Source organism: Betaproteobacteria bacterium (assembly GCA_009377585.1).
GTDB lineage: Bacteria > Pseudomonadota > Gammaproteobacteria > Burkholderiales > WYBJ01 > WYBJ01.
Genome location: WHTS01000138.1, coordinates 1 through 14,660, shown reverse-complemented (window position 1 = coordinate 14,660; position 14,660 = coordinate 1). Strand labels below are relative to the sequence as shown.

Genomic DNA, 14,660 nt, shown 5'->3' with positions numbered 1-14,660 from the left:
CCCGCGAACGCGGGGGTCCAGGCGGAGTCTCGTCCTGGATTCCCGCGTGCGCGGGAATGACGAATTACGACGAATTCAAGATTCACCACACTAGACCTGCATGTTCATGATGTCGTGATACGCCGAAACCAGCCGATTGCGAACCTGCACCATCTGCGTGAACGACACGTTCGCCTTGGAAAGCGAGATCATCACGTCGTGCAGTTGAACGTCCTTCGCGCCGGTCTCGAACGCGACCGCCATCGACTCGGCCTGCTTCTGCACCGAGTTCACCTGGTCGATGGAGGATTTGAGGAAGGCGGCGAAGTCGGGCTTGGCCGCCTCCGGGGCTTCGGCGCCGATGCGCGCCCCGATCTTGGCGGCAAGGCCCTGCGCCGCGCGCATCTGGCCCAGCAGTTGGTCGACCTTGTTGCTCAGATCCATGTCGGCACCCCGTTCGCTTGTATCCATTGCCTGGTCATAGCACGCCCTCCAGCCGGTACTGCTGCAGCTTGTAGCGCAGCGTGCGCTCGCTGATCCCGAGGCGCTGCACCGCGAGCTTGCGCGAGCCGTTGACTTCCTTGAGCGTCGTCAGGATGTGGTCGCGCTCCAGCGACTTGATATCGGTAACCGGCCCGTCGCTGGCGCTCGCGCGCGGCGTTGTGGTCGACAGGACGATGTCGCAGCCCGCGATCGCCTCGCCGCTGGCGAGAATGAGCGCGCGCTGCACCGTGTTCTCCAGCTCGCGCACGTTGCCCGGCCACGAATGCGAGCGCAGCACCGCCTCGGCCTCGGCGGAATAGCGCGGCTGGCGCGCAGGCGCGATCCGGGCAGCGAAGTGCCTCGCGAGCGGCAAGATGTCGCGCGGGCGTTCGCGTAGCGGCGGCACACGCAGCGGAAAGACGTTCAAGCGGTAGAACAAATCCTCGCGGAAGCGACCGTCGCGCACCATGTCGGCGAGATCCCGGTTGGTGGTGGCGAGAATGCGCATGTCGAGCGCGATCGGCTTGCGGCCGCCGACCCGCTCCACTTCGCGCTCCTGCAGCACGCGCAGCAGCTTCGCCTGCAGCGCGAGTGGCATCTCGGAGATCTCGTCCAGCAGCAGGGTGCCGCCATTGGCCTGCTCGAACTTGCCGGGCTGGGACGCGTGCGCGCCGGTGAAGGCGCCGCGCTCGTAACCGAACAGCGTGGCTTCCAGCAGGTTCTCCGGAATCGCCGCGCAATTGATCGCGATGAACGCACCGCCAGCACGCGGCGAATTGTCGTGCACGAAGCGCGCGAACACCTCCTTGCCGCTACCCGATTCGCCGGTCAGCAGCACCGTGGCGGCCGATTGCGCGACACGCGCGGCGAGCCGGAGCAATTCGCGCGTGAGCGAATCCTCCGCCACCAAGCCGTTCGAAATCTCGGTTGGGACCGACGTGGTCAGGCGCCGGGCGAGCGCCACCAGCGCTCTCGCCTCGATCGGCTTCGTGAGGTAGTCGGCAGCGCCCGCGCGCATCGCTTCGACCGCCTGCTCGACCACGCCGTAAGCGGTCATCAGGACCACCGGCAGATCGGGGCGGCGCCGGCGCACCTCGGCGAGCAGCGCGAGCCCATCCATCGGCATCATGCCCACGTCCGAGAGCACCAAGCCGATGTCCGCCGACTCCAGCAGGTCGAGCCCGCTGGCGCCATCGCAAGCCCCCAGCGCCGGAATGCCGTCGAGCTCGAGCGTCGTGCAGATCGCTTCCAGCAATTCACGATCGTCTTCCACCACCAGCACCGTCGCCATGCTCACGCGGCCTCCCGTTGCAACGGATTCACCACCGCCGCCGCCACCTCGCGCGAACACGGCAATATCAGCGTGAAGCTGGTGCCGGCGTTCTGCGCCGAGGCCACCTCGATGGTTCCGCCGTGGGCTTCCACCACGCTTTTCACGATCGCGAGCCCGAGGCCGGTGCCGTCGGTGCGCGTGCTGTAGAACGGCTCGAACAACCGTGGCAGCGCGTCGGGCTCGATGCCGTTGCCGCTGTCGCTCACGCGGATGCGCACCCGCGTGCTGTTCGCCATGGCCTCGACCTGTACCTTGCCGCCCTGCGGCGTGGCCTGGGCCGCGTTCTCCAGCAAGCTCAACAGGGCAGCCGAAAGCCCGCGCGGGTCACCGTGCAGGATGGCGCCGCCGGTATGATCGGCGCAGGTGAACGCAATGCCACGCACCGCCATGAGTGGTGTCATCACTTCCGCCGCCTCGGCCAGGAGGCTCCCGACCGCGATCGTCTTGTCGGGTGCGCGCTCGCCGCTTACGAAACGCAGCATTTCGCGCGTCACGCGCTCGAGGTTGCGCAGCCGGGCGAGGATGCGGCTACCGATATCGGCGCGGTCCTTCTCCCCGATCGCCCCGCGCTCGAGCCGATCGGCGTAGAGCATCGCGGTAGCGAGCGGCGTGCGCAGCTGGTGCGCGAACCGGGCCGCCATCTGCCCCATGGCCGCGAGCCGTTCGTTGCGCTGCAGGCGCTCGCGTGCGGCGTGCGCCTCGGTCACGTCGTGCAGCAGCACGATGCGGCCGCGGCTCGATCCCATCGACTGCTCCTCGAGATCGATGCGCCGCGGCGCATCTCCGGGCGTCAGCCATTCGAATGCGCTGTCCGCAGTGGTCAGGCGCTCCCGAGCGCGTTGCCAGGAGCGCCCCACCAGCGATTCGCCCAGCAGCTTCTGGGCGGCCGGATTGGCTTCGCGCACGTTGCCCTCGGCATCGATCACCACCACCCCGGCCGGCAATGCCGAGAGCAGTGCCGCCTGGCGCTCGGCCAGCGCCTGCTTCTCGCGCAACTCGCGTTCGAGCTCGCCGTGGGCATGCGCCAGTTGCGCCGTCAATTCCTCGACGCGATCGCGCAGCAGCGCGTAGGAGCTTTCCAGCCGATTGGCTGCGCCTTCGAACGTGTGGAATGCGTCACGCAGCCGCTCGGCGTCGCGACGCTCCTCGCTTCCCGCCGAAACCTGCGGGCGCGCCTTGGTCCAGCCCCGGCGCGCCACGCCGGCGAAGATACCGAAGGCATCGGTGAGCCCGCGCATCTCGCGCATCGAATTGCTTGCAGGCAGCGCGCCGGGCGCCGCCTGTGCCATCCCGTTTTCCATTCGTATTCCCCGCGGATTCATGACGGCGGCAGGTTAGCAACGCACGCGCTTGCAGGAGCGGGCGATAAACCCGGCAAAGGCGGCTCTTTTTGCCGCTTGTCGTTGCCGCTGCCTCTCCCATAATCGCCGCCGTATACCAACAGCTCGGTCACAAGGAGCGCAATTCCAATGGCATCGCCCGTGCAAGCGCTGGCGCAACATTTCGCCGGCTTCACCGAAGCGCCGCTACAGCAGAAGATCGGCTACCTGATCACGCTGGCGGCGCTGATCGCCGTCCTGGGCGGCATGTGGATGTGGAGCAAGACCCCCGATTATCGGGTGCTGTTCTCGAATCTGAGCGATCGCGACGGCGGGGCGGTGGTGGCGGCGTTGAGCCAGATGAACGTTCCGTTCCGTTTCTCGGAAGTCGGCGGCGCGATCATGGTGCCCTCTCACCAGGTGCACGAGATGCGCATGAAGCTCGCGGCGCAGGATCTGCCGCGCGGATCCGCGTCGGGCGGCGACGGCTTTCGCATGCTCGACAACCAGAAGTTCGGCACCTCGAGCTTCGTCGAGCAGGTGAACTATCAGCGCGCGCTGGAAACCGAGCTGGCGCGCTCGATCCAGACGCTGGCCAACGTGCAGGCCGCGCGCGTGCATCTCGCGCTCAACCGGCCGTCGGCGTTCATGCGCGAATCGAGCAAGCACAGCGCCTCGGTCGTGCTGCAGCTGAGCGCCGGGCGCTCGCTCGAGCCCGACCAGGTGAACGCGATCGTGAACCTGGTCTCCACCAGCGTCTCCGATCTGCCGGCCCGCAACGTCACTGTGGTGGATCAGTCGGGCGCGCTGCTCTCCAGCCCCGGCGTGCAGGCCAACGGGCTCGATCCCACGCAGCTCAAATACAAACGCGAAGTGGAAGGCGATTTCATCAAACGCATCGAGGCGATCGTGACGCCCATTGTCGGCCGCGGCAACGTGCGCGCCCAGGTCACGGCCGAGATCGACTTCTCGCGCGTCGAACGGGTGGCCGAGAAATACGACCCGAACGGTCAGCCGGAGAATGCGGCGGTACGAAGCTCCAACATTTCGCAATCGGTTCAGTCCGGTCCGGGTGGTGCCGCGGGCGGCGTGCCGGGAGCCGCTTCGAACCAGCCGCCGCAGCCTGCGGCCGCGCCCGTGACGGCCCCCGCCGGCTCGGCGCCGACTGCCGCCCCGGTTGCGCAGACGCCGCCGGCCGCCGCCCCGACCAATCAGCAGAAGAACGCCACCACCAACTACGAGCTCAACAAGGACATCAGCCATATCATTCAGCAGGTCGGCACGCTCAAGCGCCTGTCGCTCGCGGTGGTGGTCAATCATCATCAGGTCACGGACGAGGAAGGCACGGTTACCAGCAAGCCGCTCAGCGACGAGGAGAAGAAGCAGATCACCGAGCTCGTCAAGCACGTGGTCGGCTTCAAGGACGAGCGCGACACCTTGAATCTGGTGAACGCGCCCTTCACCCGCACCACGCCCGAGCCGATCGAGGAAGCACCGTTGTGGAAGGACCCCGAGATCATCGATTCGGCCAAGGAGATCGGGCGCAATCTGCTGATCGCCGGCATCGCTCTGTATCTTGTTCTGGGCGTGCTGCGCCCGATGCTGAAGAGCTTCGCTGTGCCGCCGGCGCAACCGCAGCTCCTCGCCGCAGTCGAGGACGAGACCGAGAAGCCGCAGAGAATTTCGGCGACTTACGAAGCCAACCTGCAAACCGCGAAGCAGATCGCGCGCCAGGACCCGAAGCTGGTCGCCAACGTCGTCAGAGGATGGGTCGCCAATGATGGATAGCGACGGCATCCAGCGCAGTGCCGTGTTGCTCATGTCGCTCGGGGAGGACGAAGCGGCCGAGGTCTTCAAGTTCCTTGCGCCGCGCGAGGTGCAGAAGATCGGCCGCGCCATGGCGAGCCTGAAGAGCATCTCGCGCGAGCACGTCGGCGGCATCGTCAGCCGCTTCTGCAGCGAAGCGGGCGAGCAGTCGGGCGTGGTGCTGGAGGCGCGCGAGTACCTGCGCAGCGTCCTGGTCAAGGCCCTGGGCGACAAGTCGGCGGTCATCATCGAGCGCATCCTGCAAGGCGGCGACACCTCGGGCATCGAGAAGCTGAAGTGGCTCGACTCGGCCACGATCGCGCAGCTCATCAGCAACGAGCACCCGCAGATCATCGCGACCATCCTGGTGCATCTGGATCAGGACCAGGCGTCGGAAATCCTTTCCAAGTTCCACGAGCGGATGCGCGCGGACGTGACGCTTCGCATTGCGACCCTGGACGGTATTCAGCCCTCGGCGCTGAAGGAGCTGAACGATGCGCTCGCCGAAGTGCTGGCCGGTGCGGACAGCCTGCAGAAGAGCTCGCTGGGCGGCGTGCGGGCCGCCGCCGAGATCCTCAACTTCCTGCCGACCGCGCAGAGCAACCAGATCATGGAAGCCGTACGCGACAGCAACTCGGAGCTCGCGCAGCAGATCCTCGACGAGATGTTCGTGTTCGAGGACTTGCTGAACCTGGACGATCGCGCCGTGCAGACGATGCTGCGCGAAGTGCAATCCGAATCGCTCATCGTGGCGCTCAAGGGCGCGAGCCAGGACCTGCGCGAGAAAGTCTTCAAGAACATGTCGAACCGCGCCGCCGACATGCTGCGCGAGGACCTCGAAGCCAAGGGGCCGGTGAAGCTGTCCGAAGTGGAAAAGGAACAAAAAGAGATCCTCGGCATCGTGCGCCGCCTTGCCGAAGAAGGCCAGGTCGTCCTCGGCGGCAAGGGCGACGATGCGTATGTGTGAGCAACTTAGTGTCCTACCGTAGTCACGGCAATGACGTCGTTCGCAGCCAACGGTAACCCGATGGGTACCAAGCGCTGCTGCGCCGGCAATCGAATCCGCAACCGGGGCCTCGCCCCCACAAGAGCATGAGCAGCTTCATACCGAAGGACCGTAGTGGCGGCTACCGCCCGTGGCAGTTGAAGAGCCTCGAAGGCGGTGGCAACAAGCAGGCACGCGCGCAGGAAGACGCGGACCGCATCAAGGCGCTCAATCAGCAGGCTTACCAGCAGGGCTACGACGCGGGCTACGCGCAAGGCGCTGCGCGCGCGCAGACCGAGGCGGCCCGGCTTGCGCAGCTGATCGAAACGGTGCGACACGAAACCACCGGCCTCGAACAGCGCATCGCGGAGGACTTGGTGCGCCTGGCGCTCGCGCTCGCCCGGTCGCTGGTGCGCGAGTCGCTTGCCGTTCATCCCGAGCTGGTCGCAGCGATCGTGCGCGAGTCGATCGCTGACGTGCCGCCGTTCAGCCAGGGCACGCGGCTGCGGCTGCACCCGGAGGACGCGGCACTGCTGCGCGCGCATCTCGAACAGGAGCTGGGCGCCGACTGGATCGTGGTCGAAGACGCGAGCCTGCTGCGCGGGGGCTGCCGGATCGAAACCTCCGCCGGCGAGATCGATGCGACCCTGCAAACCCGCTGGCAGAAGCTGAGCGCCGCGCTGGCGCAGGACCACGAGTGGGTGGCATGAGCTTCCCGGGCGAGGGGCGGCGACATGAGTTTCCCGGGCGAGGGGCCCCACGCAGTGGGGATCGACCGCAAAGCGAGTGGTGCCGGGCACCGACGACTTGGCGGTTCGTTTGCATTAACCGGTTCGGAGGTGCCCGCTTGCGGGGATCGACCGCAAAGCGAACTGCCACGAGGCCGCCGACACCTTGGCGTTCGCGACTCGATGACCGTTCGGAGGGGCGGCGTGAGCTTCCCGGGCGAGGGGCCCCGCTTGCGGGGATCGACCGCAAAGCGAATCGACGCCAGGCGCCGACGGCTTGGCGTTCGCGACTCGATGACCATTCGGAGGCGGCTGCATGAGCGACAACCCGAACCTGACGGGCCGTTGGCGCAGCTATCTGCACGACTGCGCGGAGGTCGCCACGAGCGTGAAACCGGTCTCGGTCTCGGGCCGTCTGACCAAGGTCACGGGACTCGTGATGGAGGCGGTGGGGCTGCGCCTCGCGGTCGGCAGCTGCTGCACGGTATGCCTGCCCAACGGCAACAGCGTCGAAGCCGAAGTCGTCGGCTTCTCCGACGACCGGCTCTTTCTCATGCCGACCAACGACGTGCACGGGCTCACCCCCGGAGCGCGCGTCATGCAGACCGAAGCCAAGGCGGTACCGACGCGCCCGGGCGGCGCGCCGAGACCGCGCCGGCGCGCCTCGGACCATGCCAAACACGTCCCGGTCGGCCCCGGCTTGCTTGGCCGCGTGCTCGACAGCGCCGGGCGTCCGCTGGACTCGCTCGGGCCGCTCAACTGCGACCACCACGTCTCGCTGCACAACCGTCCGTTCAATCCCTTGGAACGCGCGCCCATCACGTACCCGCTCGACGTTGGCGTACGCGCCATCAACGCGATGCTGAGCGTAGGACGCGGCCAGCGCATGGGGCTGTTCGCGGGCAGCGGCGTGGGCAAGAGCGTGCTGCTCGGCATGATGGCCCGCTTCACCGCCGCGGAAGTGATCGTGGTGGGTCTCATCGGCGAGCGTGGGCGCGAAGTGAAGGAATTCATCGAGAACATCCTCGGCCAGGAAGGCCTGCAGCGCTCGGTGGTGGTCGCGGCACCGGCCGACGTGAGCCCGCTCATGCGCATGCAAGGCGCCGCCTACGCCACTGCGATCGCCGAGTACTTCCGCGACCACGGCAAGCACGTGCTGCTCATCATGGATTCGCTCACGCGCTACGCGATGGCGCAACGCGAGATCGCGCTCGCGATCGGCGAGCCGCCGGCCACGAAGGGCTATCCGCCGTCGGTGTTCGCGAAGCTGCCGCAGCTGGTGGAGCGCACCGGCAACGGCCCGCAGGGCGGCGGCTCGATCACCGCGTTCTATACCGTGCTCACCGAAGGCGACGATCAGCAGGATCCGATTGCGGATGCGGCGCGCGCCATCCTCGACGGCCATATCGTGCTCTCGCGCGGATTGGCCGAGCAAGGGCACTATCCGGCGATCGACATCGAGGCCTCCATCAGCCGCGCCATGACCTCGCTGATCGATCCGGGACACTTCGAGTTTACGCGCCGCTTCAAGCGCCTGTACGCGCGTTACGAGCGCTCGCGCGACCTCATCAGCATCGGCGCCTATTCGCCGGGCAGCGACCCGCTGCTCGACCAGGCGGTGAACCTCTATCCGCGCCTGGAAGCCTTTCTCGTGCAAGGCATGAACGAGCGCGAGAGCTATGCGGACAGCATCGCCGCCCTCGACCAGCTGTTCGGCACGGCCGCCTGATTCGCGTGGCGAGCGAAAAAAACGACCACCGGAGCAGCCCATGAGCACGCGGTTTCCCCTCCAACCCGTCATGGACCTCGCGCGCAACGGCGCCGACGCGGCCACGCTGCGCCTCGGCCAGGCCATGCAGGCGCTGATGGACGCCGACCGGAAGCTGAAGACGCTGCTCGACTACCGCGCCGAGTACCAGGCGAAGTTCCGCGACTCGGTTGCGAGCGGCATCGACAGCGGCGGCTGGCGCAACTTTCACCTTTTCCTCGCCAAGCTCGAGGCCGGCATCGAAGCCGCTCGTGCTCAGGCCGATGCCGCACGCGAATCCGCGCGGCAGGCGCAGGAGCAATGGCAGGAGAACCAGCGCAAGCTCAAGGCCTATGGCGTGCTGGCCGATCGGCATGAACGCAGCCAACAGAACGTGGCAGCGCGGCGCGAGCAGCGCGAGACCGACGACCGCGCCTCGAGCATCTACTCCCGCAACGCCGCCTTGCAGCGGCCGCGCTAGCGCGGACGGGATGCGCACGATGGCACATCCCTTGCTCGACTAGCCGCAAACTCGAACGGAGACCGGCATGGATGCCCTTTCCCTGGTACTGCCCGCGACCACGATCGCGAACCCCGGCGCGAACGGCGCCGATCCGAGCGCGCTGGACGCGGGCGGCGAGGCGGCGGCGCCGGACTTTGCAACGCTGCTGGCTGCCGGCCTGATGCCGCAGCAGGACCTTGCGAGCGTCCTGCCCGTGCCGCCAGCCGCAGTGCAAACCGCTGGCCAGGCAGGAGAACTCGATGGCAGCGAAGCTTTCACCGACGCAGGCGCCGCGGCGCTTGCCGCGCTGCCGATCGCACTTCATAGCGCGGTCATCGCACATGCGCCGAGCGCTTCGAACGACCTGGCTGCCGAAGTGCTGTCCGATGCGACCGGCACTGCCGTTGCGATGACAGCGGCGACCGGCAAACACACCCTCGACATTGCCGCCGAGGCGGCAACCCTTGCCGGCGCCGCTGCGCAGACCGAGCTGTCGAAGTTGCTCGAGCATGATCCTTTGGGGGTGACCGTCGCAGCCGACGCCGCGCACGGCGCTCCTGCCGAGCCCTCCGCTTCGCTGGGACACCTGCTGCACCTGGGCGCTACGGAAAAGCTCTCGCCCACCCAACCGAGCGCGATGCTGGAAGTGGGCGCGCCGGTGGACGGCCCGGACTTCGCCCAAGCCTTGTCGCAGCAAGTGGTGTGGATGGTGGGCAAGGATGCGCAGGTCGCGGAGCTGCGGATCAATCCGCCCGAGCTCGGCCCCGTGGAGGTGCGCTTGCTTATCTCCGGCGACGACGCCGTGGTGCAGTTCGCATCTGCGCATGCCGAGGTGCGAAGCGCGATCGAAGCGGCTATCGAGCGCCTGCGCGAATCGATGGCGCAAGCCGGCGTCCAGCTGGGGCAGACGTCGGTCAGCGCCGAATCGTTCCGCGAGCAAACCGCACAGCACTCCGGCGCCGGCGAAGGCCGCAACGGCTATCGCAACGGCGCCGAGCGCGTCGAACCCGAATGGACGCAGACGCCGATCGCCGGCGCCGTGCGCCGCGGCCTGGTCGATCTCTTCGCCTGAGAGCGCGAGCGCTCGGCGTCTTGCATGCGGGGCTCGAGCCTCGGGCACAAATCCGAAGATACCCCGCATACGCGGGTCTTTTTGCCGCATGAATCGCGGCTGCCTGCTCGCATAATCGCCTTCGTCCACCGACGAAGGAGTTCGCATGGCCACATCCGCCGCAGCCGCCAAGGCGCCCGTAGAAGCGCCTGCCAGCGCGCCCAAAAAGAAGAGCAATCTGCTGCTGATCGTCGTGCTCGCGGTCGTGCTGCTCGCCGCGGGCGGCGCCGGCGCATGGTGGTTCCTGAGCCAGTCTCACGGCGATGACGCGGAGGCGGAAGAGATCGAAGCCAAGCCTTCGATCTTCCTGCCGCTGGAGCAGTTCACGGTCAATCTTCAGCCCGAGGAAGGCCAGCAGTTCCTGCAAACTGCGCTGACGCTCAAGGTCTCCGAGCTGGAGATCGCCGACGCCATCAAGGCGCAGATGCCCGAAGTGCGCAGCCGCCTGCTGTTCCTGCTCTCCAGCAAGAAGCCCTCGGAGTTGAGCTCGCTCGAAGGCAAGAACAAGCTGACGGAGGAGATCGTGCGGGCAGTCGAAGCCACGCTGCCGCCGATGAAAACCAAGGCCAAGAAGGCGAAGAACAAGAACGACGACGCGAAGACGGCGAAGAAGGGCAAGAAGGCGAAAGCAACGGCGCAGGAAGAGCCCGAGGGGAAGGAAGAGCTGCCGAGGCGCGTCCTTGCGGTTTTCTTCACCCACTTCATCGTCCAGTAGCCCTGCGCGATTCGCAGCGAGCATCCGCGTAAGGTCACCGACGCCATGAGCAAGGAATTTCTCTCCCAGGACGAAGTCGACGCCTTGCTGAAAGGCGTGTCGGGCGAAGCCGACGAGGTTGCCCCGGAGCCTGCGTCCGAAGGCGGTGTGCGCCCCTACAACATCGCCACCGAAGAGCGCATCGTGCGCGCGCGCATGCCGGCCTTCGAGATGGTCAACGAGCGCTTCGCCCGCCAGCTGCGCGTCGCGCTGTTCAATTTCCTGCGCCGCAGCGCCGACGTGACCGTGTCCCCGCCGCGGGTGCAGAAGTTCAGCGACTTCGTACGCAACCTGGTCGTTCCGACCAACCTGAACCTGGTGCAGGTGCGGCCGCTGCGCGGCACGTCGTTGTTCATCTTCGATCCCAACCTGGTGTTCCTCGCGATCGACAGTCTGTTCGGTGGCAGCGGCCAGTTCCTTTCCCGCGTCGAGGGCCGCGACTTCACCCAGACCGAGATGCGCATCATCCAGCGCATGCTCGAGCTCGTGTTCGAGGAGTACGAGAAGAGCTGGAAGCCGGTGCACGAGATCAAGCTCGAGTACCTGCGCTCGGAGATGAACACGCAATTCGCCAGCATCGCGACACCCAACGACGTCGTGGTGGTAACCACGCTCAACATCGAATTCGGCTCCGCGGGCGGCGAGATGCACATCTGCATTCCCTGGACCTCGCTCGAGCCGCTGCGCGATGTGCTCTACAGCGCCATGCAGGCCGACACGCACGAGACCGACAAGCGCTGGTTCAAACAGCTGCAGCGCGAAGTGCAGAATGCCGAAGTGGAGCTGATCGTGAAGCTCGGACACTCGGCGATCACGCTCGAGCAGATTCTGAACATGCAGGCGGGCGACGTGATCGGGATCGACGTGCCGGAGACGATGCAGGCCGAAGTGGACGGCGTCCCGGTGCTCGAATGCCGCTGCGGCGTCTCGAACGGCCAGTACGCGGTGCGGGTGAGCCGCATGATCTCGCACAGCCAGGAAAGCTAACGGAGGGAACCCATGTCAGAGCTCGCTACCGATCAGGCCATCAGCACCGACGACTGGGCCGCCGCCCTGAACGAACAGAATGCGGCCAATGCCGACACCAATGCCGATGTCGACGGCGCGTTCGAGCAGGCTCACGAAGCGCGTGCGCCCAACCCGGCGGTATTCGAGCAATTCAGCGGGTCGGGCGCGCGGACACCGACGCGAAACGATATCGATCTGGTGCTCGACATCCCGGTTCAGCTCACCGTCGAGCTGGGCCGCACCAAGCTTGCCATTCGCAGCCTCCTGCAACTCGCGCAAGGCTCGGTCGTGGAGCTCGACGGCCTCGCCGGCGAGCCGATGGATGTGCTGGTGAACGGCTGCCTGATCGCGCAAGGCGAAGTCGTGGTCGTGAACGAAAAGTTCGGCATTCGCCTGACCGACGTCATCACGCCCAGCGAGCGCATGAAGAGGCTCGGCAAGTGACCCGGCCGATGCCACGCTGGCTTGCCGGCTGCGCCGCTGCGCTGGCCGCGTTGCCGGCTGCGGCACAGGACCCGGCGAGCCCGATGAGCGCCGGCAGCCTGCTGCAGGTTTTCGCCGGATTGCTGCTGGTGCTCGCGCTCGTCATGGCCGCGGCCTGGGCGCTGCGCCGTATCGGCCGCGTGCCGGGACTTTCGAACCAGGCGATCAGGACAATCGGCACGGCTTCGGTCGGCACGCGCGAGCGCGTGGTGCTGCTGGAGGTCTCCGGCACCTGGATACTCGTCGGCGTCGCGCCCGGACAGGTGCGAAGCCTGGCCACGATGCCCAAGGGCGATCTGCCCGTCGCACCTTCTTCCATGGCTGCCCCGCAGTTCGCACAGTGGCTGCAGCGTTTCACGGACCGTACCCATGCCCCGTAATCTCGTTCTCGCCATCGCCGGCGTCGTGCTGGCGATGCTTCCGGAGCTCGCCTTCAGCCAGAACGCCGGCATCCCGGCTTTCACCTCCACGCCGACAGCCGGCGGCGGCCAGTCGTACACCCTGAGCATTCAGACGCTCCTGACGCTGACCGCTCTCACCTTTCTGCCCGCGCTGCTGCTGCTCATGACCGGCTTCACGCGCATCATCATCGTGCTTTCGCTGCTGCGCCAGGCGCTCGGGACGCCGACCTCGCCGCCCAACCAGGTGCTGATCGGCCTGGCGCTGTTCCTGACGCTGTTCGTCATGGCGCCAGTGCTCGAGCGCATCTACAACGAAGCCTGGGTGCCGTACTCGGAGGAAAAGATCGAATTCAACGAGGCGCTGCAAAAGGGCGCGCAGCCCCTGCGCGGATTCATGATGCATCAGACGCGCCAGGCCGACCTGGGCCTGTTCCTCAAGCTCTCCGGGCGCCAGGACGTCGAGAGGCCCGAGGACGTGCCCTTCACCGTGCTGGTGCCGGCCTACGTGACGAGCGAGCTGAAGACGGCGTTCCAGATCGGGTTCCTCGTCTTCATCCCGTTTCTCATCATCGACATGGTGGTCGCATCGGTGCTGATGTCGATGGGCATGATGATGGTGTCGCCCGCGCTCATTGCGCTGCCGTTCAAGCTGATGCTGTTCGTGCTGGTGGACGGGTGGAACATTTTGCTCGGTTCGCTGGCGCAGAGTTTCGCGCAATGAATCCCCAAACCGTAATGGCCCTGGGCCAGAATGCGCTGGAGCTGACGCTCATGATCTCGGCGCCGCTGCTGATCTCGGCGCTGGTCGTCGGCCTCGTCGTGAGCGTCTTCCAGGCCGCCACGCAGATCAACGAGATGACGCTTTCGTTCATCCCGAAGCTGGTGGCGATCTTCGCCGCGCTGCTGATCTCGGGGCCCTGGATCATCACCGTGATGACCGACTACATGCGCCGGCTGATCACCAGCATCCCGACGCTCATCGGCTGAGCGGCCTCGCACCTTGATCACGGTCACCTCGGCCCAGCTCGATGCCTGGCTCACGGCGCTGATCTGGCCGCTCACGCGGGTGCTCGCCGTTCTGGCCGCGGCGCCCGTTCTCGGCCAGACGCACATACCGGCCCGCATCCGCATCGGGCTCGCCATCGGCATCGTGCTCGTGCTCGTGCCGACGCTGCCCGCGCCGCCCGCGATCGCACCGACCTCGGCTGCAGGCATGCTCATCCTCGCCACGCAGATCGTGATCGGCCTTGCGATCGGTTTCGTTTTGCGGCTGGTCTTCGTCGCTGTCGAAATGGCGGGGGACCTGATCGGACTGCAGATGGGGCTTGGGTTCGCGATGTTCTACGATCCCGGCAACGTCCAGCACACGCCGATCGTCGGCCAGTTCATGGGCCTGCTCGCGACCCTGGTGTTTCTCGCCATCAACGGCCACCTGATGATCATCTCCGCGCTGGCCGACAGCTTTCGCACCCTGCCCATCGCCGCAGCGCCGCTCGGGGCAAATCTGTTCGAAGCGCTCTCACGCCACGGCGCGATCGTTTTCGTGGCCGGCCTGCAGCTGGCACTGCCGCTCATCGTCACGATGCTGGTGGTGACCCTGGCGCTCGGCGTGCTCACCCGCGCCGCGCCGCAGCTCAATATCTTCGCGGTGGGATTTCCGCTCACGATCGCGATCGGCTTCGGCGCGCTCATCCTGACCCTGCCCTACTTCGGGCCACTGTTCGAGCGCACGCTCGACCAGGCCTTCATCTTCGTCACCAATCTTCCGGCGCGCTGAGCGCCGCGGTCCCGCTGCGAATCACACCACGCCAGAGTCGGAGTAGGAATGACGGTCACCCATCACCCCCTCCACAGATCCGTACGAGCGGGATTACCGCATACGGCTCCTGCCTTGGGTCGTGACGATCAGACGCTGGTTGGGGTAAGGGTGGCAGATGCGTGCGGGAGGCAACCAGTGCGCGATGAGCCGGCGCATACGGGTCCAGCTCAGATGGTGGGTCTGGCTGCGGCGGCACAACGTG

Annotated in this window: 16 protein-coding genes; 13 read left to right on the top strand and 3 right to left on the bottom strand. The window is 66.6% G+C overall.

Translation table 11 applies throughout. The annotated features are described in order from the left end of the window. Nucleotides 1-90 precede the first annotated feature (90 nt). The 3 genes from fliE to GEV05_26930 are packed head-to-tail and all read right to left on the bottom strand — an operon-like array spanning nt 91 to nt 3,117. A complete protein-coding gene (fliE, locus tag GEV05_26940) occupies nt 91-417 on the bottom strand; it encodes a flagellar hook-basal body complex protein FliE (GenBank protein ID MPZ46952.1) in 327 nt (108 codons plus the stop codon). A gap of 40 nt (nt 418-457) precedes the next feature. After that, nucleotides 458-1,753: a response regulator gene (locus tag GEV05_26935; GenBank protein ID MPZ46951.1), complete on the bottom strand. Its 1,296-nt coding sequence runs from the start codon at nt 1,751-1,753 to the stop codon at nt 458-460. A 2-nt stretch (nt 1,754-1,755) separates the two neighbouring features. Next, nucleotides 1,756-3,117: a PAS domain-containing protein gene (locus GEV05_26930; GenBank protein ID MPZ46950.1), complete on the bottom strand. Its 1,362-nt coding sequence runs from the start codon at nt 3,115-3,117 to the stop codon at nt 1,756-1,758. Nucleotides 3,118-3,264: 147 nt separating this feature from the next. Between GEV05_26930 and fliF the strand changes: the two genes are divergently transcribed. The 13 genes from fliF to fliR all read left to right on the top strand — a co-directional run bounded on the left by fliF (nt 3,265) and on the right by fliR (nt 14,416). Further along, a complete protein-coding gene (gene fliF / locus GEV05_26925; GenBank protein MPZ46949.1) occupies nt 3,265-4,902 on the top strand; it encodes a flagellar basal body M-ring protein FliF in 1,638 nt (545 codons plus the stop codon). Continuing rightward, nucleotides 4,895-5,887 carry a flagellar motor switch protein FliG gene (gene fliG, locus GEV05_26920; GenBank protein MPZ46948.1) on the top strand — a complete coding sequence of 331 codons (993 nt, stop codon included), beginning with the start codon at nt 4,895-4,897 and terminating at the stop codon, nt 5,885-5,887. Before fliF ends, fliG begins: the two co-directional genes overlap by 8 nt. Nucleotides 5,888-6,012: 125 nt before the next feature. After that, nucleotides 6,013-6,615 (top strand): hypothetical protein, encoded by a 603-nt coding sequence (locus GEV05_26915; GenBank protein ID MPZ46947.1) that lies wholly within the window; start codon nt 6,013-6,015, stop codon nt 6,613-6,615. A 334-nt stretch (nt 6,616-6,949) separates the two neighbouring features. After that, entirely contained in the window at nt 6,950-8,362 is a 1,413-nt protein-coding gene (gene fliI / locus GEV05_26910; protein ID MPZ46946.1) for a flagellar protein export ATPase FliI, read from the top strand. Beyond that, complete coding sequence (fliJ, locus tag GEV05_26905; GenBank protein ID MPZ46945.1) at nt 8,313-8,861, top strand: flagellar export protein FliJ; 549 nt, start codon at nt 8,313-8,315, stop codon at nt 8,859-8,861. Before fliI ends, fliJ begins: the two co-directional genes overlap by 50 nt. A 67-nt stretch (nt 8,862-8,928) precedes the next feature. Continuing rightward, nucleotides 8,929-9,954, top strand: a complete 1,026-nt coding sequence (locus GEV05_26900) for a hypothetical protein (protein ID MPZ46944.1) — start codon at nt 8,929-8,931, stop codon at nt 9,952-9,954. Between the two features lie 145 nt (nt 9,955-10,099). After that, nucleotides 10,100-10,708 carry a flagellar basal body-associated protein FliL gene (gene fliL, locus GEV05_26895; GenBank protein MPZ46943.1) on the top strand — a complete coding sequence of 203 codons (609 nt, stop codon included), beginning with the start codon at nt 10,100-10,102 and terminating at the stop codon, nt 10,706-10,708. 45 nt (nt 10,709-10,753) lie between these two features. After that, nucleotides 10,754-11,734, top strand: a complete 981-nt coding sequence (gene fliM / locus GEV05_26890; protein ID MPZ46942.1) for a flagellar motor switch protein FliM — start codon at nt 10,754-10,756, stop codon at nt 11,732-11,734. A 12-nt stretch (nt 11,735-11,746) separates the two neighbouring features. Next, nucleotides 11,747-12,199, top strand: a complete 453-nt coding sequence (fliN, locus tag GEV05_26885) for a flagellar motor switch protein FliN (GenBank protein MPZ46941.1) — start codon at nt 11,747-11,749, stop codon at nt 12,197-12,199. After that, nucleotides 12,196-12,618, top strand: coding sequence for a flagellar biosynthetic protein FliO (gene fliO / locus GEV05_26880; GenBank protein MPZ46940.1), 423 nt, complete (start codon nt 12,196-12,198; stop codon nt 12,616-12,618). Before fliN ends, fliO begins: the two co-directional genes overlap by 4 nt. Continuing rightward, the gene (gene fliP / locus GEV05_26875; GenBank protein ID MPZ46939.1) at nt 12,608-13,360 is read left to right on the top strand and encodes a flagellar type III secretion system pore protein FliP; all 753 of its coding nucleotides are present in this window, start codon (nt 12,608-12,610) and stop codon (nt 13,358-13,360) included. Before fliO ends, fliP begins: the two co-directional genes overlap by 11 nt. Continuing rightward, nucleotides 13,357-13,626 (top strand): flagellar biosynthesis protein FliQ, encoded by a 270-nt coding sequence (gene fliQ / locus GEV05_26870; GenBank protein MPZ46938.1) that lies wholly within the window; start codon nt 13,357-13,359, stop codon nt 13,624-13,626. Before fliP ends, fliQ begins: the two co-directional genes overlap by 4 nt. A gap of 13 nt (nt 13,627-13,639) precedes the next feature. Next, a complete protein-coding gene (gene fliR / locus GEV05_26865; GenBank protein MPZ46937.1) occupies nt 13,640-14,416 on the top strand; it encodes a flagellar biosynthetic protein FliR in 777 nt (258 codons plus the stop codon). Nucleotides 14,417-14,660: the final 244 nt, after the last annotated feature.